Below are 21660 nucleotides of genomic sequence, written 5' to 3' on the forward strand. Positions count from 1 at the left end.
AATTGCGGTTACACTCACCTCGTCAACACGATCTTCCGACGACCGAAGAGGACACCAGCTGTGCGACTCGCGCGCTCTCGCCGCACCGCCGCCGCCATCGCCGCGGCAGCAGTGATCACCCCCGCCCTGCTCGTCCCGTCGACCGCCGCGGCCGCTCCCGCCGCCGACGCGCCCTCGACCGCACAGGGTCTGCCGATCCCCGACGCCGAGCACGCGCCCGAAGTACAGCCCGAGGTGCTCGAATCGCTCGGCGCCCTCACCCCGGCGCTGATCGGCTCGGCCGCCACCCGCGACGCCGACGGCAAGGTCAACACCGCACTCCTGGCTCAGGTCCGCAATCTGGCCGACAACCCGGCCGTCCCGGAGCAGGCCCAGGAGGTCTGGCGATCGCTGATCGACTTCCTCGGCGAGCCCGGCGCCAAGCAGGCCGCCAAGACCTTCGAGCTCGAGGCCGCCCCGGCCGCCAAGAAGAGCGACGCGCCGAACATCCCGACCGGCCCGAACAAGCCGCGGATCCAGCAGTTCCTCTACCCGACACTCGGCCTGGGCTGCATGCCCGGCGGCGGCAACTCCGTCGGCATGGCCCTGGTGACCGCGGGCCCGCAGCAGGCCCCCGCCCCCGGCCCCAAGCGCGGCCAGGCCGGGTACGTCTACACGAGCCTGGGCACCGGCCCGGCCAAGAACTCGGCCCTGTTCGTCAGCTGGTTGAACATCGACAACGGCCGGACGGGCCAGCAGACCCTGCGCCCGAACCCGAAGATCAACGCCGAGAAGGGCCCCGGCACCTTCACCGCCATCGCGAACACCGGTCGCGGACGCATCGTGTCGACGATCTACGGCACGGTCACCACGAAGACCGAGGGCAAGGTCATCTCGTGCGGGATCGCCCCGACGATCGGCACCGCGATCATCTGATCGCCACTCTCCTCCGTGAGCCCCGGACCACCGGTCCGGGGCTCACTGCTTTCCATCCGCGCCAGGACGGCTGGCGTTCGAGCCCAACCGTGTTTCCCAGACCCGCCCTCCCCCAACGCATTCGGCGGGCGTCGCGGTGACCGATCACCGACCGGTCGCGTCCCGATAACAACTCGGACTCAGACCTTGCGATCCACCGACAATCGTTCCCATCATTAACTTGAGACACTTCTGTAACACCAGTCACACGCTCGGTGCTGCGCCGACACGATCGTCGGCCGCCCGCCCCGGAGACCACGGGAGGACCGCTTTGACCGCACGTCTGAACCGATCGGCACGAGCCGGGATCGTCGCCCTCGCGGTGTCCACCGCCGCACTCGTCGGCGCCGGCCCGGCCACCGCCGAGCCCGAGACTCCGACCGACCCTGCGGCGACGGCCCCCGCCGCCACCGCGCCGGCAGCGACCCCGCCGGCAGCCGCCCCGCCCGCGACCGCCGAGCCGGGCCAGGCGACGACCGTGCCGACCATTCCCGGCGACGCCGAGTTGGCGGCCCTGCTGCGCAAGCTCAAAGCCGATGGCGGCGCCGAGAAGGCCGTCGCGGCGATCACCGCGATCCTGGCCTCCGACGGTCGTCTGGATCCGGCCGAGTACCTCGGTGATCAAGGCATCCTCGACAGCGTCGGCCTCAGTCAGACCGTCGTCGACCAGCTCGGCCTGAACCGGCTCGGTCTGGACTCGCTCGGTCCGGGTGCGGCGCCGACCCACCCCGCGCCCGCCGTGCCCGCGCCGACCCACGCCTCCGCGCCGACCCACGCCTCCGCCGACGTCCTCGGCGTCCTCCAGAAGGCCACCGGCACCAACCTGTTGACCCCCGCGATCGCCCCGCTGTGCACCGAGTCGACGCCCGACAACCCGCTCGGCCTGGCCACGGCGCCCGCGATGGCCGTCCCCGGCCCGTGGCCCACGCTGAGCGCCCGCGCCCCGAGTGCGCTGTCGGCCTTGATCCCGGCCGACAGCAAGGACCTGCTGACGGCGATCGGCGAGAACCAGACGGCGTTCGCACTCGTGCCGCCGGGCACGCCCGAGTCCGACCAGTTCCGGGTCGCCTGGTTCAACACCTCGACTCTGCGCGGCGGTCTGGCCGACCTCAAACCGTTGTCGGCCATCGCCTCCCCCGGTCCGCTGAAGCAGTTGCTCGCCGGCACCGAGAACTTCCACGGCGTGCGTCTGGCCCGCGTCGACACCGGGAAGGGGACCATCCTGTCCGCGGTCTTCGGTTCGACCACCGACGCCGGCCGCACCTGCTATTTCCTCCCCGCCCTGGGCACCGTGAAGAACTGACGCCCGCTCGGCGACGAACCCGATGCTCGCACTCGCAGGCCACACCGGTCGGCGGGTGCGAGCCCCACTTTGAAGGATCCCGATGATGTTCACCGCCCGGAAGCGGTTCACCCGCACGCTCGTCGCGACCGCGGCGGCCGCCGCCGTCGTCGTCGCAGGCGGTGTCGTCGGCGCCCGAGCACTGGCCGACCCCGCCGTCGACCCCGCGCCCACCGCGACCGGCGGTCAGACCGCAGGCACGGTGTACGCCAACCGCACCGTGCCCGAGGGCCGGCTGGTGCCGGGGGCCGCGGCCGGCCAGCAGTACAGCTACTGGTCAGCCGGCGCCGACGAGCGGATGCACCTGTCGACGGCGGTCCTGCTCGAACCGCGCGGCGCCGCGCCGTCGGCCGGATGGCCGGTGGTGGTGTGGGCGCACGGCTCGGACGGGTGGAGTCAGGCCTGTGCGCCGTCGGTCCGCCGCGACGCCGCTGACGTCGCGGCCGTGTCCCGTCTGCTCAAGCAGGGTTTCGCGGTGATCGCCCCCGACTACGCCGCCGTCGGCACCCCCGGTTCCCCGCAGTACGCGGACTTCACCGCCACCGCGCACAACATCGTCGACGCGGTCCGGGCCGGCTCCGACGTCGGCGCCTCGGCGCTGTCGCCGAAATGGGCGGTCACCGGTCGGGGGCTGGGCGCCTCGGCCGCGGTCGTCCTCGCGGCGAAGGCGACCGCCTGGCAGAGCGGGCCGCTCGACTTCCGCGGCGCCGGCGCCGCGAGCATCCCGGCCGACTACCAGGACGTCGTCGCCGGGCTGAGCCCGTCGTCGGCGGCGGTGCCCACCGCGATGGTCGCCGATGTCCTGTACACGTTGGCCTCGCAGCCGGCCGACGCGCTGGAGTCCATTCTCTCCCCGCGCGGCTCGGCGCTGGTGACCAAGGCGCGCACGCTGTGCACCGACGCATTGATCAAGGAGATCGGCGGCACCGGTCTCGCCGATCTGGTCTCGCGCCCGCTGTCGTCGAATGCGACGCTGGCCTCGTCGTTGCGCAAGTCGCTGGCGATCCCGACCCGGGGCTTCAACCGCCCGATCCTGATGAGCCAGCGTCTCACCGACGACGCCGTCGTCGTGCCGAACTCCCTGCGATATGTCGCCGAAGCCCAGCTCAGCAGCAACAAGGTCAAGATGAGCACCTATCTGACGGGCAGTGAGGCCGACGCCGAGCGACAGGAACAGGCGGCGGTCGACGCCTTCCTGGCCGGCCTGTTCTGACCGGGCCCGCGGCGCGCGGCGGCAACTACCATGACCTCATGGGAAAACTCCAGATCGCCCAGGACCCTGTCGCCGACGAACTGCTGTCGACCGATCCGTTCGCCCTGACCGCGGGCATGCTTCTCGATCAACAGTTCCCGATGGAGCGGGCCTTCGCCGGTCCGGCCAAGATCCGCGAGCGGTTCGGGACGCTCGATCCGGCCGCGATCGCCGACGCCGAACCCGAGGCCTTCGCCGACCTGTGCGCGACCCCGCCGGCCGTGCACCGCTACGGGCGCTCGATGGCGGGCCGGATCCAGGAGTTGGCGCGAGTCGTGGTCGATCAGTACGACGGCGACACCGCGGCCATCTGGACCACCGCCAAGACCGGTGAGGAGTTGTACGCGCGGGTGCGCGCGCTTCCGGGCTTCGGCGACCAGAAGGCCGCGATCTTCGTCGCCCTGCTGGCCAAACAGCTCGGCGTGAAGCCGCGCGGTTGGACCAAGGTGACCGGTGATTATGGACGCAAGGGGTACCGCTCGGTGGCCGACGTCACCGATCCGGAGTCCCTGCAGCGGGTTCGCGACTTCAAGAAGGCGGCGAAGGCCGCGGCGCGAAAGTAACCCCCGCTACAATCTACGACCATGAATAATGGGGCGAAGGAAGTACGCGCAGCCGTCAAGATTCCGCTGCGAATCGGCTTCGCGACCGCCGGGATCGCACTGTCGACCGTCGAGTCGGTGCTCAACGTCGCCCGGCTCACCGCCGAGAGCATCGAGAGCGAAGTCAACTCGATGGTCGGCATCAACGACAACAGCGAGATCGCGACCGTGCGGGCACCGCTGACGATCCTGAGCCAGGTGGCCGACCTCCTCAGCCCCGACCGTCCCTTCGGCCGGATCCTGGCCAACGGCGGCCCCCTCGATCGACTCATCCAGCCCGGGGGTGTCATCGACCGGCTCACCGCTCCCGACGGACTGCTGGAGAAGCTGACCGAGCGCGGCGGACTGCTGGATCAGATGACCGACGAGAAGGGCATCCTGATGCGGGTCGCGGCCAAGGACGGCCCGCTCGACAGGCTCACCCGCGAGGGCGGCGTCGTCGACCAGTTCACCGAGAGCGAGGGCATCCTCGAACGTCTGACCTCCGAGGGCGGCATCGTCGACAAGCTGACCGCTCCCGACGGCGTGCTGGAGAAGCTGGCTCAGCCCGACGGGGTCCTCGACCGCGCAGCCAGCGACGACGGCCTGCTCGACCAGCTGCTCGGCGCCGACGGCGCACTGGAGAAGCTGATCGCGCCCGGCGGTCCGCTGGACAAGTTCACCGAACTGTCCGAGACCCTGGCATCCCTGCCGCCGAATCTGGCCGCCATGCAGGAAACCGTCGATCACCTCAACGAGGTGGTGGAACTGCTCAACGCCTCGGTCGCACCGATCGGCGGACTGGCCGACCGGCTGCCCAAGCGGCTCACCCGGGGAACGTACCCGGGCAACAGCGGCAACACTCCGGCGCCGGTCCGCCCGCAGTTGCCCGGCGACCCGAGCGACGACGCGGCCAGCCGCTACCCGGGCCGGTGATCGCCTCGCCGATCACGAGGTGAGGGCGGCGCGCAGGGCGGCCGCGTAGTCGTCGATCGTCTCGGCGGCGGCGCCGCGCGCAGCCACCGACACGGTGACCGTCTCGCCGATACCGTGCACGCCGTGGGTGAGTCCGTGCACCGGCGACAGCGCCGGAAAACCCGCCGTGAACAGCACCTGACCGCCGGCCAGCGTCAGGTCGGCGGGGCCGCGGTCGACCGACGAGACCACCGTGGCGCCGGCCACCAGCGGCGGCACGGGGGCAGCCGCGGCCAGCCGCACGCCCCACGACTCCACTATCGCCGGCGCCCACGCGGTGGCCCGCCGGGCGGCGCTCCGGCCGGGCAGTGCGTCGCGTCGCCGCGCTTCGGCGAGGGCGTCGGCCAGCACCGTGGCCCGCTGGTCGCGGCCCAGGTCGGACCGCAGGTCGATTCCCGCGGTGAAGAAGCTGTTGCGCTCACCGCCCGACCCGGGGCGCGCCAAGGTCACCTCGGCGACGGTCCGACCGTCGGCGCTCGCTCCCCCGAACTCCGGCAGCACCTCGGCGATCCGGACCAGCGCGCCGACGGTGACCGTCATGCCCGGTCGGCGAACCGACTCGCGGTCGACGGTGATCGTCTGCAGACGGATCGGACCCGAGCCCGGGCGATTGAGCTCGGTGGGCTCGATCGGCGCAGTCGGGGCGGTGGCAGTGAGGGCGGCGGTGGTCGAGTCGGCACGCCACGCCGCCGTCCCCACGGCGATCGCGGTCGCGAGCCGCAGCGGCGTCGTCAGCGCTCCGCGCAGCGCGGTTCGCAGCCCCGGCGGCGGTCCCGGGGCGGGCGCGTCACCGATGGCGCCGGTGTCCGACAGCAGTCGGCGCGCGATGGCCGAGACCGTTCGGCCGTCACCGAGCGCATGTGAGATCTGCAGGACGACGACGTGCGCGCGACCCCCATCCGTACCCGGTACGCCGACGAGCGAAGGGTGCAGGTGCACGCGCCACAACGACCCGGACTCCGGCAGCGCCCCGGACTCCCGCAGCGATCCCGGTCCGGCATCGTCGGCCGCCATGAGCGTCGCCAGATCGGCCAGGACCTCGTCCCACGTCTGCGCGTCCGATCGCCGGAACTGGTCGTCGGCGGCGGGGCGCGCACACCAGCGCGGATAGTCGAGGTCGCCGGGCACCCGCGCGATCGCCAGGTGCAGGTCGGCGATGCCTGCCGCGCGGCGCCGCAGTTCGGCCATCGGATCGCCCACGGACGCCGCCGTCGCGGCGAAGGCGTACACCAGGAACTGGTCGTTGCGGCCGACCAGGGATCGCCAGTACATCGCGGCGTCGGGTCCGCTCAGCGCACTCACCGGACGTCCTTGACATCGACCAATGGCAACGTGGGCATAATGCCTGAAAACGCAGATGCCGCGGGTGCGGCATGGAGAGGCGGCCGACGTGCCCAGTGATTCGACCCTCGACGGACTCGATCCCACCACCCCGGTCATCGTAGGCGTCGGGCAGGCGGCCCAGCGCATCGACGACGCGGACTACGAGCCGCTCGGCGAAGCCGACCTGGCGGCGCAGGCGGTGCGCGCGGCCCTCGCCGACACCGGCACCGACGTCGCCGAGCTCGCGTCGACGATCGACACCGCGGTGGCGGTGCGCTCCTTCGAGCGCTCCAGCCCGGCGTCGTCGTCGCCCTTCGGGCGCCCGGACAACATGCCGCGGGCCGTCGGGCGCCGCACCGGCATCGATCCGCGGCGCGCCGTGGCAGAGGTGACCGGCGGACAGAGCCCCCAGCACCTGGTGAACGAGTTCTGCGGCGAGATCGCCGCCGGGCGGAGCTCGTCGGTCGTGCTGTTCGGCGCCGAGGTGATGTCGACCGTGCGGCACGCGATGAAGAACGGTGCGCACCTCGATTTCGCCGAGACCGTCGGCGGCCAGTTGGACGATCGCGGCTACTCGATCGCCGGCCTGACCTCCGTGGAAGAGGTTCGGCACGGGGTGGTCCTGCCGATCGCGCAGTACTCGATCGTGGAGAACGCACGCAGGCACCGGCTGGGCATGTCGGCACCCGACTACGCGCTGTCGATGGGCGAATGGTTCGCCCCGATGACGGCGGTCGCGACGCAGAACCGGTTCGCCGCGGCACCCGGGATCCGGACCGCAGCCGAGCTCGCGCTCGCCGGCGACGGCAATCGACGGGTCTCGGTCCCCTACCCGCGGCGGCTGGTCGCCCGCGATCACGTGAATCAGGCGGCCGCGGTGATCCTGATGTCGGTCGGGGCCGCCCGCGCCGCCGGGGTGCCCGCCGACCGCTGGGTCTTTGTGCACGGGCACGCCGACGCCGTCGAGAAGCCGCTGCTCGCACGCCCCGACCTATCCCGGGCTCCAGCCTCGGCGGCCGCGGTCCGCGAGGCGCTGCAGATGGCGGAGCTGAGCGTCGACGACCTCGCCGACCTGGACTTCTACAGTTGCTTCCCCGTCGCGGTCTCGCACGTGTGCGACGAGTTGGGATTGGCCCCGGACGACCCGCGCGGACTCACCGCGACCGGCGGCCTGCCCTACTTCGGCGGTCCGGGCAACAACTACTCGATGCATGCGATCGCCGAGATCGTCGCTCGCGCCCGCCGCACGCCGGGCACCTTCGGTCTGGTCGCGGCCAACGGCGGCATCCTCAGCAAGTACTCGGTCGGGGTGTACGGGACCGCGCCCGCGCCGTGGCGCCGGTCGACGTCGGCCGACTTGCAGCGCGAGCTCGACGCCACCGGATCCGTCGCGGTGAACCGACACCCCGACGGTCCCGCGACCGTCGAGTCGTTCGTCGTGGTCGACCCCGACGGACCGCGACCGGCGGGCACAGTCATCGGCAGGCTGCCCGACGGCGCTCGCTTCGTCGCGGCGGTCGACGGCGCCGACCGTGCACTCCTGGACCTGCTCTCCGGAGACGACGATCCAATCGGGACACCGGTTCACGTTCGCGCAGGCACCGACCGCAATCACGTCGCCCTGACGCGACGCGATCTCGACGCGCGGCACCCGAGGCCTGCCGTCAGTTTCGCCGACCGCTACGAGCACCTCCTGGTGCGCCGCGACGGTCACGTACTCGAGGTCACGATCAATCGCGCCGAGGCGCGCAATGCGCTGAACGCGGCGACCAATGCCGAACTGGACGCGGTGTTCGACGCGTACTTCGCCGATTCGGAGCTGCGGGTGGCGATCCTGACCGGCGCCGGCGACCGAGCGTTCTCGGCGGGCAACGACCTCGCCGCCGGCCCGATGGCCGCCGGGCTCTCGGTTCCCGCCAACGGTCTCGGCGGTCTCACTTCGCGCCGGTCACTGCCCAAGCCGGTGATCGCCGCGGTCAACGGATGCGCCCTCGGCGGCGGCCTGGAGGTGGCACTGGCCTGCCATGTGGTCGTCGCGGACGCGGATGCCACCTTCGGGCTGCCCGAGGTCGGGATGGGTCTGGCCGTCGCGGCGGGCGGGCTGGTGCGGTTGCCCCGGACCATTCCTCCGGTGCTGGCGAACGACATGGTCCTGACCGGCCGCCGACTCGATGCGACCGAGGCCCTGGCCTGCGGATTGATCTCGCGGATCGCTCCGGCCGGCGGGGTGCTCGGGACGGCGCGATCGGTCGCCGCCGCGATCCTCGCGGGGTCTCCGGTGGCCGTGCGGGCTTCGCTGGCCGCCATGGCCGCCACCCGGTCCGAACCCGACGTCGTCGCCGCCGTCGGCGAGAGCGCCTCGGTGCTCGACACGGTGCTCGTCTCGACCGATCTCCACGAGGGCATGGCGGCCCTCGCAGAGAAGCGCGAACCGCGATGGGAGGGTCACTGATCCGGAACCCACCGCGCTGACCTGCATGGACAGGGAGATCCGAATAGAACCTTGAATTACTTGGACATCCAAGTATATCGTGGTTCGCGTCACCCCTCGGATGCCTCTGGAAGGATCTCGCATGACTGCGTTGCGGACCATCGATCACTACTTGAACGGCGCTCACGTCGCGGCGAGCGGCGCCACCGCCGACGTCTTCGACCCCAGCACGGGCCTGGTCCAGGCCACCGTTCCGCTGGCCACCGCCGACGAGGTCGACAAGGCCGTCGCCATCGCCGCCGAGGCGCAGAAGGTGTGGGCGGCGTTCAACCCGCAGCGCCGCGCCCGCGTCCTGATGAAGTTCATCGACCTGGTCAACCAAAACATGGACGAGCTGGCCGAACTGCTCTCCAGCGAACACGGCAAGACCCTGGCCGACGCCCGCGGCGACGTGATGCGCGGCCTGGACGTCATGGAGTTCGCCGTCGGCATCCCGCACCTGCTCAAGGGCGAGTACACCGAGAACGCGGGCACCGGCATCGACGTGTACTCGATGCGCCAGCCGCTCGGCGTGGTCGCCGGCATCACGCCGTTCAACTTCCCGGCGATGATCCCCCTGTGGAAGGCCGGCCCCGCACTGGCCTGCGGCAACGCCTTCATCCTCAAGCCCTCAGAGCGCGACCCGGGCGTCCCGGTCCGCCTCGCCGAACTCTTCACCGAGGCCGGCCTGCCCGACGGCGTCTTCCAGGTGGTGCACGGCGACAAGACCGCCGTCGACGCGCTGCTCGAGAACCCCGACGTCAAGGCAGTCGGCTTCGTCGGGTCCTCGGACATCGCGCAGTACATCTACGAGAACGCCGCCAAGAACGGCAAGCGCAGCCAGTGCTTCGGCGGCGCCAAGAACCACATGATCATCGCTCCCGACGCCGACCTCGATCAGGCCGCCGACGCCCTCGTCGGTGCCGGTTACGGTGCCGCGGGCGAGCGCTGCATGGCGATCTCGGTCGCCGTCCCGATCGGCGACGCCACCGCCGACGCGTTGCGCGCCAAGCTGGTCGAGCGCGTCCAGGCGCTGCGGGTGGGCCACAGCCACGACCCGAAGGCCGACTACGGTCCGCTGATCACGGCGGCCGCCCGCGACCGCGTCCTGGACTACATCGAGCAGGGTGTCGCCGCCGGCGCCGAGGTCGTCGTCGACGGCCGCGGCAAGGGCTCGACCGACGCCGAGTTCGAGGGCACCGACCTCTCCGGCGGCTACTACGTGGGCCCGACCCTGTTCGACCACGTCACCAAGGACATGTCGATCTACACCGACGAGATCTTCGGACCGGTGGTCTGCATCGTGCGCGCCCACGACTACGAAGAGGCCCTGGCGCTGCCGACCGAGCACGAGTACGGCAACGGCGTCTCGATCTTCACCCGCGACGGCGACACCGCCCGCGACTTCACCTCGCGCGTCGAGGTCGGCATGGTCGGCGTCAACGTCCCCGTCCCGGTCCCGGTGGCCTACCACACGTTCGGCGGCTGGAAGCGCTCCGGCTTCGGCGACCTGAACCAGCACGGACCGGCGTCGATCATGTTCTACACCAAGACCAAGACAGTGACCTCTCGATGGCCGTCGGGCATCAAGGAGGGCGCCGACTTCGCCATGCCGCAGATGCACTGACCGACCCGACCAGACAGCAGGACCGACACAGACACGGCAGACAGAAACCATGCCCTACCCGAAATTGTCCGACGACGACCGGATCGTCGTCGAAGCGGCCAGGGATTTCGCGCGCAAGCGGCTGGCCCCGTTCTCCCTCGAGTGGGACGCCGCCGCGCACTTCCCCGTCACGGAGATGCGTGAAGCGGCTTCGCTCGGAATGGCCGGCATCTACACCCGCGAGGACGTCGGCGGCTCCGGCCTCCGACGCCTCGACGGCGTGCGGATCTTCGAAGAACTCGCCAAGGCCGATCCGGTCACGGCCGCGTTCCTGTCCATCCACAACATGTGCACCTGGATGGTCGACCGGTACGGCACCGACGAGCAACGCAAACGCTGGGTGCCGAAGATGGCGTCGATGGAGTACATCGCCAGCTACTGCCTCACCGAGCCCGGCGCGGGCTCGGATGCGGCGGCGCTGTCGACGTCGGCCCGCCGCGACGGTGACGAGTTCGTCCTGCGCGGCAGCAAGCAGTTCATCTCCGGCGGCGGCGTCTCGGACGTCTACGTGGTGATGGCCCGCACCGGGGACGCCGGGGCTCGCGGCATCTCGACCTTCGTCGTCGAGAAGGGCGCACCCGGGCTCTCGTTCGGTCCGCCCGAGGCCAAGATGGGCTGGCACAATCAGCCCACCGCGCAGGTGATCTTCGACGACGTCCGGGTTCCTGCCGATGCGATGCTCGGCGGCCCGGAAGGCGAGGGCACCGGGTTCTCGATCGCCATGAACGGGCTGAACGGCGGCCGACTCAACATCGCCGCGTGTTCATTGGGCGGCGCTCAGGCCGCCTACGACCAGACGCTGCAGTACACGACCGAACGCGAGGCCTTCGGCAAGCCGCTGATCGCCGAGCCGACGATCGCGGCGACCCTGGCCGATATGGCGATCGCGCTGGAGGCCTCGCGCCTGATGCTCTGGCGTGCGGCGGAGGCACTCGACGCCGACGACCCGGACAAGGTGGAGCTGTGCGCGATGGCCAAGCGTTTCGTCACCGAGAGCTGTTTCACGGTCGCCGATCAGGCGCTGCAGTTGCACGGCGGCTACGGCTACCTGCACGAGACGGGTATCGAGAAGATCGTCCGCGACCTGCGGGTGAATCGCATCCTTGAAGGAACCAACGAGATCATGCGGATGGTGATCGGCCGCGCACAGGCGCAGCGTGCCACCGCCACGAAGAAGGGCACACGATGAGCACTATCGCTTTCCTCGGGCTCGGCCACATGGGTGGGCCGATGGCGGCCAACCTCGTCAAGGGCGGCCACGAGGTGGTCGGCTTCGACCTGATCCCCGAGCTGCTGTCGGCCGCTGTCGAGTCGGGTGTGCGCCCGGCCGACTCGGCTGAGTCCGCGGTGGCCGGCGCCGACGCCGTCATCACCATGCTTCCCAGCGGCGCTGCGGTCCGCGCGGTGTATGAGGCGGTGATCCCGCACGCCACGCCCGGCCAGCTCTTCATCGACTCGTCGACGATCTCGGTGGAGGATGCGCGCGCGGTGCACGAGCTGGCGGTCGACGCCGGTCTCATGCAGCTCGATGCTCCCGTCTCGGGCGGCGTCAAGGGCGCCACCGCGGGTACCTTGGCGTTCATGGTCGGCGGCGACGACGTGGCGCTCGCAGCGGCCCGCCCGATTCTGGCGCCGATGGCGGGCAAGGTCGTCGCATGCGGCGGTCCCGGCAACGGTCAGGCCGCCAAGCTGTGCAACAACATGATCTTGGCGGTCCAGCAGATCGTCGTCGGTGAGGCCTTCACCCTCGCCGAGAAGCTCGGCCTCGACGATCAGGCCCTGTACGACGTGGTCACCGGGGCGACCGGAAACTGCTGGGCGCTGCAGGCCAACTGCCCGGTTCCGGGTCCGGTCGAGGGGGCGCCGTCGGGCAACGGCTTCCAGCCGGGGTTCGCGACGTCGCTGATGAACAAGGATCTGCACCTGGCCATGGACGCGGTGTCGAAGACTGGAGCGAATGCTCCGCTGGGCACGCATGCCGCCAAGATGTACGACGAGTTCGCGGCCGAGCACGGCGGCCTCGACTTCAGTGCGATAATCGAAACCCTGCGCTGACGTCCATGCGGCGCAATGACTGTCGATAGGAGTGGCGTGGCCGGGGTTGATCATGAGTCGAGCGAGCACGACCCGATCGCCCTGGCCCGCCGCAATTGGGAGGACGCCGGATGGGGCGGTGACGTCGCAGACGGCATGGAGGCGGTCACCTCGGTGATGCGCGCGCATCAGATCATGTTGGCGCGCGTGGAACAGGAGCTGAAGCCCTTCGGCCTCACCTTCGCCCGGTTCGAGCTCCTGCGGCTGCTGGCCTTCACCCGGCAGGGGGCGCTGCCCATCTCGAAGGCCAGTGACCGCCTGCAGGTCCACGTCTCGTCGGCCACCCACGCGATCGGCAGGCTCGCCGAAGCAGGCCTCGTGGAGCGTCTGCCCCACCCCACGGACGGTCGGACCACGCTGGTCTCCATCACCGGCGACGGCCGCGAGTTGGTTGAGAAGGCCACCGCAGTTCTCAACAGCAGCGTGTTCGCCGATGTCGGAATGTCGGTGAATCAGTCACGGCAACTGGTCGACGCGATCCGCAGTCTGCGCCACGCGCACGGCGACTTCTGAGGCCCGACCGGTCAGTCCGGGCTGCCGATCTCGACGCCGAATTCCAGGAAGCGCACCGATCGTTGCGGGTCGGTGTTCCCCTGATTGGCGCGCAGCGCGTCCAATTCGGTGGCGAACACTCGCTCCACGCGCACCGCACCACTCGCGGTGTGAACGATGCCCCACACCCCGGGCTCCGCGTCGATCACCTCGGGTTCGCGCCGCGGCTCGGTCCGTGCCCGGGCGGCCGAGGTCGCGAGGTCGGCCCAGGTGGCGGTGGCTCGCGGGTTGTCGAGAGCCTGCTTCAACAGCTTGCGCAGACCATCGCCCGCCTCTCGCGCGAAGCGGTCGAAGTCGTCGGGGCCGAACTCACCTGTGGTTCCCATGCTCACCATGGTCCGCAGATTCCGGTCGGCGCGCCACCGGGTGCCCGCCCGTCTGCGCTCATGCGGCGGCGGTGGGTGCGGTGGTCATCGTGCGGCGTGCGTTGGAGCGGATCGGTTCCCGCGAACCCACCGGACGCGACGTGTCGGCCGGTGGCCGGAACCAGGGATGCCGGTCGTGGCCGATGAACACCTCCCAGCCGGTGTGATGGACGACGGTGTGGTGCATCCGGCACAGGAGCACACAGTTGTCGACCGCCGTCTCACCACCGGCCGACCAGGGCACGCAATGATGCGCATCGGTCCACGACACCGGCCGCCCGCACCCGGGGAACGCACACCCGCGATCACGCGCCTCGAGGGCCTTACGCAAAGCCACCGTCACCAGGCGATGCTCGCGGCCCACATCCAACGGCGCCGACTCCCCATCGAGCACGACCCGCCGCATCGCCGCCTCACACACCACCAACCCCACCGTCGAGGGCGAGACCGGCCCCGCGAACCCAAGCGAAGCCACCGACGACGCGGTGCTGGACACCGCAGTCGGCTGTCCACCCGTCTCGGTGCGGGCGGTCTCGGTGTGGGTGGGGACGATCAGCGTCACGTGCGGCAACACCCCACCCGAGGCGGTCGGCCGGTCGCGGCCGGTCAGGTAGCCGCGCACGATCTGCCCGAACGCCTCAGCCCGCCGCTGAGTCACCGTCCGCGGATCCCGCGACCCATCCGGCAGCGGCACCGGCCGACACAGCGGATCAAGCGCCTGATGCAACTCCTCCCCAGACAGCGCGTCCAGATCGAGCGTGGCGGTGGTGCGGCCATCAGCGCCGGTGGTCAGGGTCATCTCGTTGAGCTCGGACCTCTCAGCTACCGGCACCACCTCCGACTCTGGATCGGTGGGATCGGGGGCGGGCGCCCATTCGAGGGCGAGCTCGCGGGCTCGGGTGTCGACGTCGGCCGGCGTCACCTGCACGATGAGCCTGCGCGCCAGATCCTGCCGGGCCGGTTCGTCGAGCGGGACCCGCCTGCTCACGAACGCGACCCCACGCCCGACCGCATCACCATGCTCAAGCGAAACACCACCGGTCCGGGCCTGCCGCGACAGGTCCGGAAGAGAGGCCGCGGCCGCGCCGACCCGCGAGAGTCGGTAGGCGACGGCCGGTGGGTGCCCGAGTTCGCGCAGCAGATCGCTCGCGCGCTTGACGCGCTTACGGGCCGGGACCCCGGCCCGCTCGGCCGCCTCCGTCGCCGCAGCGAGGGTGGTGGTGCACAGGTTGAGCAGCCTGGTCACCTCCACCAACACCGCCAGAATCAGCCGATCATCGGCGCCCGTCGGCGACGGGGACGCGAACACCCGGGCCAATTCCCCACCCGAGGCGCCCGGTGAACCCGCCGACTCCGGCGGATCGAGTGCGTCACTGAGCAGGTCAGCGACGTCGGTGACAGCATCAACCACGGTCCTGGACATCGTCATGGTCATGACTCCCCCTCTCCACGACCCGGTCACGAACAGTTTCGGGATCGCCGAAAGCTGTTGGTGGCGGGCGTGATTCCGGTCTTTGAACTCCCCACAGGCCGGCGTGCCGGTCACCGACAACACCGTCTGCGAGGCGAAATACGGTTGAACGACAAAGCAGTTGGAAATACAGCTGTGCGTGGTCCGTCACCCGGATGTCAGACCGCCGCCGCCTCCGCGGGAAGGCACCTCGCCCCGGGGTCTCGATACGTCCTCGGCTAGCGCCTCGGACTACTCGACCACCCTAAAAAGGAGCGACCACCCAGCCCGAGAGTCCCTCCAGAGCCGGCGGCGGTCTGACATTTGCCGCCGCGTACCCACCCTTGCGCCCTCAGCGGTGCCGTGGGCGTAGTTGGTGTCGCCAGGTACGCGACGCGCTATCAAATTCTCAAAGAACGAGAAGCAATCCCTGAGGGCCACTCCAATCGATCATGTGTTCTATGATACACATCACATTCAACTAGGACAAGGGGCCGCTCGGGTAGAGTTCGCCGCGAAGCCCCTCCGGGGCTCCCGGACGAGCCCGCCGTACCCGGACTGCGACAAGACGGTGGTTCGGGAGCAACCATGCATTGGCTCGTCCTTGTCGTCTCCGGCGTGCTCGAAGCCGTCTGGGCCAGCGCGCTGGGCAGGTCGGAGGGCCTGCACCGCCTCACGCCGACCGTCGTCTTCTTCGTGGCGCTGGTACTCAGCATGGGAGGACTCGCCTACGCGATGCGCGAGTTGCCCACGGGCAGTTCTTATGCGGTGTGGGTCGGCATCGGCGCGACCGGCGCCGTGGCCTACGGCATGCTCACCGGCGCCGAAGCGGCGAGCCTGGCCAAGGTCCTCTGCATCATCGCGATCGTCGGCGGCGTCATCGGACTGAAGCTCGTCGGCTGACCGTCCGGCTCAGTCAGACGTTGCCCCGCGCGATGACCGCCACGGCCGAATCGAGTTGGTCGAACAGGTCGTCGTAGGCGATCAGACCCATTCCCGCCTCCAGCAGCGCACCGGAGAAGGCGAAGGTCAGCGTGCGAAGCAGGTCGGGCCGGGCCGCCTCCCCCAGCGCCTCCTGGAACAGCGCGTACCAGTGGCGACCGATCTCCACCCGGATCCGGGCGACATCGGGGTCGGCGGAGAGCAGGCTCTTGGTGGCGGCCTCGGTGACGGTCGGCGTCTGCCCGACCATGTCGGCGATGTATCGGACCGTCTGCCGCAGGCGGTCCGACACGTCGCCGGACAGATCGGGTCCAGGCGCCTGCGTCACCTGCCGCCAGAACAGGGAGGCGAACAGGTGATCCTTGGACGAGAAGTAGGTGTACGCGGTGGCCGGCGAGACTTTTGCCGCTGCGGCGACCAACCGCAGGGTCAGGTCCTCGTAGACGGCGTCGGCCAGCAGATCGGCACCGGCGTCGAGGAGCTTCCCGACCGTCTCGAGTTGGCGTGCGTTGAGGCTGCGGCGCGGCAGCGTGGACCCGAGACTGTACATGGATCCAGTCTAGAAGCCGCCCGCAACCCGACCTCCGGACGATCACCACGGAATGCGAGAAGGCCCGCACCTTTCGGTGCGGGCCTTCTCTTCTAGTAGCGGGGGCAGGATTCGAACCTACGACCTCTGGGTTATGAGCCCAGCGAGCTACCGAGCTGCTCCACCCCGCGTTGCACCACCAACGTTACACACCGATGAACACCCCACGCAAATCGGTTCGGCTTCAACGTGATCGGCAACCGCGTCGCGGATCGCGGTCAGCGCGGCCGCACTCCCATCAGCTTCGCAAGGCTGCTCGCGAGCGGATTGAGGTTCAGCTTGTCCGGGTCCTTCTTCGCCGCATCGTCCCACGGCTGGGCGATCGCCGGGTTGCCGAGGGCGGCATTGTTCGCGCCGCGGACGGCGGTCGGATTACCGGTCGGCACGGTGCATCGGGCATCGACGTTGAACGGGAAGTCGTCGTAGTTCACATCGAACCCGGGGTCGCGCTGCTTGATCCGCGCGAGCATCGCCGAGGTGGACTCGTAACCGCGCGTGCAGCTGGGCGGATTACCCGTCTCCAGCACGATTCCGAAGCGGATGGTGCCGTCGGGCGAGGACGGTGAATGACTGCCCGCGGCCAGCAACGACAGCATGGCGAAGGTCATCCCGGTGGCGTACGACGCGGGCGCGGCGGTGTGCACGGTGCCGCCGAGCTGACCGACGAGCGTGCTCGCGTCGTCGGCGTTGTCGCGAAGGAACTCCGACAGCGCGCCGGCCGCGCGGGGACCGTCGGTGAGGATGCGCCGCACGGCGGGATCCGCGGCCGCGAGCTGCGCGGTCACCGCATCGAGGCCGCGCGACCACGCGAGGATCTCGTCGGACTGAGCCGCCTGGGTGGCCAGGACCGTGTTGGATCGTCCGATCAACGAGATGGTCTGGTCGAGGCTGTCAACGCCGTCCTTGGACAGTCGCCCCAGCGAGTCGACCAGTCGGCTGAGATCGTCGCCGCGACCGTTGAAGGCCTGACCGAGCTCCTGGACGACGGTCCGCAGTTGGTCGACCGGGATCGTCCGGGTGAGGTCGATGGTGGAGGCCACGACGTCTTGCACCGCGGGCGGCAGTTGCGCCCCCTCGATCTCCGAACCTTCCCGCAGGAACGGGCCGGCGGCCGACGGCGGTTGCAGGTCCAGGTACTGCTCGCCGATCGCCGATCGGTTGGCGACCACGGCGACCGCCGACGCCGGGATCTGTCGACGATCGGATTCGAGGGTCAGTTCCACGTCGACCCCGCCGGGAACCAGCCGCATGTCGCTGACCCGACCGGCCGCGACTCCGCGATAGGTGACCTCGGCGTCGGTGAAGGTGCCGCCGGCCTCGGGCATGTGCACGACGACTCGATAGGCGCCGACGCCGAGCGCCTGATCCATCCGGGCATACCGGATGCCGGCGAAGATGGACGCCGCAAGCCCCAACAGGACCACGACGACCAACTGAATCCGGACCATTCTGCTGAGCGGCGGCACGCGAAGCCTTCCTACACGACTGACGGATTCGAGACGATCCGCCCCGTGAGGGTAAGTCGCGCCACGTGCACTCCGCGATTCCAGAGGCCCTCATGTGGCAAAGCCACTAGTCACATTTGCCCTGTGATCTTTCTCACCGACTGAGGTACGGTGAAAGTACACCAAAGGTGTCCTACCAGGTATTTCTCTGGTGATCCGACGCATGAGGAGGAGAGATGAGTAACCATTCGACCAAGAGGGAGGGCCACGGTAACCACTGGATGGGCATGGTGGCGTTCATCCTGTTGCTCTCGGGAGGCGCGTTCTCGGCACTGTGGCTCATCACCCTGGCCGACCTCCCGGCGAACAAACCCACGAACATCACCTACGGCGTCCTCGCCCTCGGCTGCCTGGTGTTCTCGGTGATGATCTTCAGCGCCCTCGTCCGGGAACTGCGTCATTCACCGGTGATGCCCGACAACACTCCGGCTGAGATCAAGCGCTACCTGTCGAAGGTCCGCCCGTCCTGACACCCGCCACCGACTGAACGAACCGGGGCCGACGATCGAATCTCGATCGTCGGCCCCGGTTCTCCTGTCTGGCGGGTTCTCCTGTCCGGCGGGTTCTCCCGCGTGGCGCCTGGGTCAGCCGCCGAGCGACTCGTACTTCTTGACGGCCTTGTCGAGACGGTCGAGCGCATCGCCGTAGGCCTTGAAGTCGCCGCTGGTCTGAGCCTTCCGAACCTCTTCCAGAGCCGCGCCGAGTTCCTTGACCGCCGCATCACGCGCCGGACTGTCCGGCGACGACTGCTGCGGCTGCTGCTGCTCCGGCTTGGCCGGGGCCGGCGACGTCGGGACGGTCTGCGCGTCCGGTTCGGTGGCCGCGCCCGGATCGATGCCCACCTGTCGCAGCGCCTCGGCAACGGTCGGCGCATAGCCCGCGTTGGCGCGCTTCTCGCCCGCCGCGGCGTTGTAGTAGGTCAGCACGCGGTACAGCTTCGGAATCGCCGAGTCGCCGCCCTTGGCCTGGTTGTACATCGGCTGCACGTACAGGATCCCGTTGTCGCCGACCGGCAGGGCCAGCAGGTTGCCGTAGGTCACCTGGCTGGAGTTCTCCACCAGCTGCCGGTCTCGGGTACCGGCCGGGCTGTTCTTCATCGCCTCGGTCGCCTGCTGCGGACCCACCGACTGGGTGGCCGTCGGCAGCGTCTTCACGGTGATCTTGCCGTACCCGTCGGGGTCGGAGTTCGCCGTCATGTACGCGGCCAGGTTGGGCCGAGCCAGCGCCGTCATCACCGAGGTGAGCTGGAACTGAGCCAGCGACTGCTTGCCGGGCGCCGACGCGGTGAAGAAGTACGGCGGCTGCGGCGCCGTCGTCTTGTCGACGGTCGGATCGGCGGGCACGGTCCAGAAGTTGCTCGACTTGAAGAAGGTCGTGCCGTCACCGACGTGGTACTTGGTCAGGAGCTCGCGCTGCAGCTTGAACATGTCCTCCGGATACCGCAGGTGCGCCCGCAGGTCGGCGCGCTTGTCGAGCTCCGCCTTCGGCTTCACCGTTCCGGGGAACGCCTTCATCCAAGTCTTGAGCACCGGATCGGTGTCGTCGGACTGATACAGCTCGACCTTGCCCGTGTACGCGTCGACGGTCGCCTTGACCGAGTTCCGGACGTACGAGACCTCCTCGTCGACCTGCGCGCGGCCCGTCGGCCCGGCATTGGACTGGCGGGAGTCCGCGGTCGCGGCCTGCAACGCCATCCGCTGCGCGTACGGGTAGTTCTTCAGCGTCGTGTAGCCGTCGACGATCCACTTGATGGAGCCGTCGCCCATGACCGCCGGGTACGTCTTGGAGTCGGTGGTCAGCCAGGGTGCGACCTTCTTCACGCGGTCGCGCGGGTCCCGGTCGTACAGGATGCGCGACTGGTCGGTCACCGCGCTCGACAGCACGAAGTTCCGCTCGCCGTATTTGAGCGCGTACAGCAGTCGGGTGCCGATGTTGCTCAGCGGCACACCGGAGTCGGCACGGTAGCGGTAGTTCTCGTTGTCGCCGTCGTACTCGCGTCCCTGGTCGCCGTCGCCGGTGCCGACGATCGCGTAGTCGGGGTTGACCTTCGCGATCATCTCGCCGAAGTAGATGCGCGGCTCGGTCACCTTGATCGGCGCCGACGCCTTGTACTCGGGGGTGTTGACCGTGTCGACGTCGGAGACGAGGAAGACCGGGAGTCCGCCGGAGTCGGAGTTGGTGTCGCCGGTGGGCGCCTCGTCGACCTTGTTCGCCTGAGCGGCGATGAACCCGTTGCCGTGGGTGAAGACGGTGTGTTTGTTCAACCAGTTGTTCTGGTTGCCGCTCAACCGCGACGGATCCAACTCGCGCGCGGCGACGATGAAGTCACGCTGTGCGGTCTTGCCGTCCTTGTCGGTCACCTCGTAGCGGTCGACGGCCAACTGCGACGGGAAGCCGTAGACGTTCTTGAGCGCCTGCCGCTGGAAGAACGCCGTCGACATCACGGCCGGATCGAGGATCCGGATGTTCGACAGGGTCGCGGCGTCGGAGTTCACGGTGGCCGGATTCGCCTCGCTGCGAGCCCAGTCGTTGTCGTAGAACACGTCCTTGCCGTTGCGGATCCGGTAGGCGTCGGTGGTCGCGGCGATGTTCCGCTCGATGTACTCCGCCTCCTTGGTGTCGGCGCTCGGTTTCACGGCGAACTGCTCCATCGCCGCCGGCCACGCCACCCCGATGATCAGCGCCGACAACAGCATCAGCACCGCCGCGAGCGCCGGGATGCGCAGATCGCGCAGGGCGATGGCCGCGAAGAAGGCCAGCGCGCACACGATCGCGATCGCCATCAGGATCAGCTTGGAGGGCAGCACGTAGTTGATGTCCGTGTACGTGCCGCCGGTGAAGATGTCACCGCGGCGGTCGCTGCTGAGCAGGTCGTACCGGTCGAACCAGTAGCCGACGGCCTTGGCGAGCATGAACAGTCCGGCGATCACCGCCAGCTGGATGCGCGCCGCGCGGGTCAACGAGCCCTGTCGGCCGCCGCCGCCCAGTCGGAGGCCGCCGAAGACGTAGTGCGTGATCAGGTTGCCGACGAAGGCGATGACCAGCGCGATGAACACGATGTCGAGGATCATGCGGTAGAAGGGCAGCGAGAAGGCGTAGAAGCCGATGTCGAGCCCGAACTGAGGGTCGGTGGTGCCGAACGGTTCCCGATTGAGGAACATCTGCACGGTGGTCCACGACCCCTGCGCGATCAGACCGGCCATCAAGCCGATGAAGACCGAGGGCAGCAGGAACGACAGTTTGGGTCGCATCCCGATCGCGGTGCGGTAGCGGGCCAGGGGGTCGGTCGGACTCGACAGCATCACGAAGTCCGGCCGGACCCGGTAGGCGGCGAAGATCGCGCCGAAGATGATCGCCGCCACCAGCAGGGTGACCACTGCGAAGATCACCACCCGGGTGCTGATCATCGTCGACATCACCTCGGAGTAGCCGAGGTCGGAGTACCAGAGCCAGTCGGTGATGAGCGAGACCACCCGGGGGCCGACCAGCAGCAGGATCAGAATGCCGACGCCGATCCCGATCAGGATCTTCGCCCGACGCGATAACGTCGGCCGATTGCCCGACCCAGTCATACTCACCACGTGTCTTAACTCCCTGACT

The 21660-nt window shown here is 69.4% G+C and carries 18 protein-coding genes, 1 tRNA gene and 1 riboswitch; of the genes, 12 read left to right on the forward strand and 7 right to left on the reverse strand.

Annotated features, from left to right (window positions below):
* Positions 1–60 precede the first annotated feature (60 nt).
* From AAFO60_RS05150 to AAFO60_RS05170, 5 genes are all read left to right on the forward strand, one after another.
* Positions 61–915 carry an Rv1157c family protein gene (locus tag AAFO60_RS05150; protein ID WP_347955106.1) on the forward strand — a complete coding sequence of 285 codons (855 nt, stop codon included), beginning with the start codon at positions 61–63 and terminating at the stop codon, positions 913–915.
* 310 nt (positions 916–1225) lie between these two features.
* The gene (locus tag AAFO60_RS05155) at positions 1226–2257 is read left to right on the forward strand and encodes a hypothetical protein (protein WP_347955107.1); all 1032 of its coding nucleotides are present in this window, start codon (positions 1226–1228) and stop codon (positions 2255–2257) included.
* An 82-nt stretch (positions 2258–2339) separates the two neighbouring features.
* Positions 2340–3509, forward strand: coding sequence for an alpha/beta hydrolase family protein (locus tag AAFO60_RS05160; RefSeq protein WP_347955108.1), 1170 nt, complete (start codon positions 2340–2342; stop codon positions 3507–3509).
* Between the two features lie 38 nt (positions 3510–3547).
* Positions 3548–4111, forward strand: coding sequence for an HhH-GPD-type base excision DNA repair protein (locus AAFO60_RS05165; protein WP_347955109.1), 564 nt, complete (start codon positions 3548–3550; stop codon positions 4109–4111).
* A 21-nt stretch (positions 4112–4132) separates the two neighbouring features.
* On the forward strand, positions 4133–5065 hold the full coding sequence (locus tag AAFO60_RS05170; RefSeq protein WP_347955110.1) for a hypothetical protein: 933 nt from the start codon (positions 4133–4135) through the stop codon (positions 5063–5065).
* Positions 5066–5077: 12 nt separating this feature from the next.
* Here the strand turns inward: AAFO60_RS05170 and AAFO60_RS05175 are convergent, their stop codons facing one another.
* Positions 5078–6406, reverse strand: a complete 1329-nt coding sequence (locus AAFO60_RS05175) for a hypothetical protein (protein ID WP_347955111.1) — start codon at positions 6404–6406, stop codon at positions 5078–5080.
* A 55-nt stretch (positions 6407–6461) separates the two neighbouring features.
* Between AAFO60_RS05175 and AAFO60_RS05180 the strand changes: the two genes are divergently transcribed.
* The 5 genes from AAFO60_RS05180 (at position 6462) to AAFO60_RS05200 (ending at position 13170) form a co-directional block, all read left to right on the forward strand.
* Entirely contained in the window at positions 6462–8879 is a 2418-nt protein-coding gene (locus AAFO60_RS05180) for an acetyl-CoA acetyltransferase (RefSeq protein WP_432211692.1), read from the forward strand.
* Positions 8880–9000: 121 nt separating this feature from the next.
* Positions 9001–10524: a CoA-acylating methylmalonate-semialdehyde dehydrogenase gene (locus AAFO60_RS05185; protein WP_347955113.1), complete on the forward strand. Its 1524-nt coding sequence runs from the start codon at positions 9001–9003 to the stop codon at positions 10522–10524.
* Between the two features lie 49 nt (positions 10525–10573).
* Positions 10574–11752 carry an acyl-CoA dehydrogenase family protein gene (locus AAFO60_RS05190; RefSeq protein ID WP_347955114.1) on the forward strand — a complete coding sequence of 393 codons (1179 nt, stop codon included), beginning with the start codon at positions 10574–10576 and terminating at the stop codon, positions 11750–11752.
* Positions 11749–12618 carry a 3-hydroxyisobutyrate dehydrogenase gene (gene mmsB / locus AAFO60_RS05195; protein WP_347955115.1) on the forward strand — a complete coding sequence of 290 codons (870 nt, stop codon included), beginning with the start codon at positions 11749–11751 and terminating at the stop codon, positions 12616–12618. The genes AAFO60_RS05190 and mmsB overlap by 4 nt, the downstream gene beginning before the upstream one ends.
* 15 nt (positions 12619–12633) lie before the next feature.
* Positions 12634–13170, forward strand: a complete 537-nt coding sequence (locus AAFO60_RS05200; RefSeq protein WP_347955116.1) for a MarR family transcriptional regulator — start codon at positions 12634–12636, stop codon at positions 13168–13170.
* Between the two features lie 11 nt (positions 13171–13181).
* Here AAFO60_RS05200 and AAFO60_RS05205 read toward each other — a convergent pair whose 3' ends face one another.
* Both AAFO60_RS05205 and AAFO60_RS05210 read right to left on the reverse strand, forming a co-directional pair.
* Positions 13182–13535 carry a hypothetical protein gene (locus tag AAFO60_RS05205; RefSeq protein WP_347955117.1) on the reverse strand — a complete coding sequence of 118 codons (354 nt, stop codon included), beginning with the start codon at positions 13533–13535 and terminating at the stop codon, positions 13182–13184.
* 58 nt (positions 13536–13593) lie between these two features.
* Positions 13594–15003 (reverse strand): HNH endonuclease signature motif containing protein, encoded by a 1410-nt coding sequence (locus AAFO60_RS05210; protein ID WP_347955118.1) that lies wholly within the window; start codon positions 15001–15003, stop codon positions 13594–13596.
* 535 nt (positions 15004–15538) lie between these two features.
* Positions 15539–15602: riboswitch (guanidine-III (ykkC-III) riboswitch) on the forward strand.
* Positions 15603–15612: 10 nt separating this feature from the next.
* Between AAFO60_RS05210 and AAFO60_RS05215 the strand changes: the two genes are divergently transcribed.
* Positions 15613–15927, forward strand: a complete 315-nt coding sequence (locus tag AAFO60_RS05215) for a DMT family transporter (protein ID WP_347955119.1) — start codon at positions 15613–15615, stop codon at positions 15925–15927.
* A gap of 13 nt (positions 15928–15940) precedes the next feature.
* Here the strand turns inward: AAFO60_RS05215 and AAFO60_RS05220 are convergent, their stop codons facing one another.
* From AAFO60_RS05220 to AAFO60_RS05230, 3 genes are all read right to left on the reverse strand, one after another.
* Entirely contained in the window at positions 15941–16516 is a 576-nt protein-coding gene (locus AAFO60_RS05220) for a TetR/AcrR family transcriptional regulator (RefSeq protein WP_347955120.1), read from the reverse strand.
* 96 nt (positions 16517–16612) lie between these two features.
* Positions 16613–16686: transfer RNA gene (locus AAFO60_RS05225), tRNA-Met, on the reverse strand.
* Between the two features lie 87 nt (positions 16687–16773).
* Positions 16774–18021: an MlaD family protein gene (locus tag AAFO60_RS05230; RefSeq protein ID WP_347955121.1), complete on the reverse strand. Its 1248-nt coding sequence runs from the start codon at positions 18019–18021 to the stop codon at positions 16774–16776.
* A gap of 215 nt (positions 18022–18236) precedes the next feature.
* On the opposite strand from AAFO60_RS05230, the gene AAFO60_RS05235 reads away from it, so the two are divergent.
* Complete coding sequence (locus AAFO60_RS05235) at positions 18237–18530, forward strand: hypothetical protein (protein ID WP_347955122.1); 294 nt, start codon at positions 18237–18239, stop codon at positions 18528–18530.
* 114 nt (positions 18531–18644) lie between these two features.
* On the opposite strand, the gene AAFO60_RS05240 is transcribed toward AAFO60_RS05235, so the two are convergent.
* Complete coding sequence (locus AAFO60_RS05240; RefSeq protein ID WP_347955328.1) at positions 18645–21632, reverse strand: UPF0182 family protein; 2988 nt, start codon at positions 21630–21632, stop codon at positions 18645–18647.
* Between the last annotated feature and the right edge of the window lie 28 nt (positions 21633–21660).

Origin of the sequence: Gordonia aichiensis (assembly GCF_039946255.1) — a bacterium.
Lineage (GTDB): Bacteria > Actinomycetota > Actinomycetes > Mycobacteriales > Mycobacteriaceae > Gordonia > Gordonia aichiensis_A.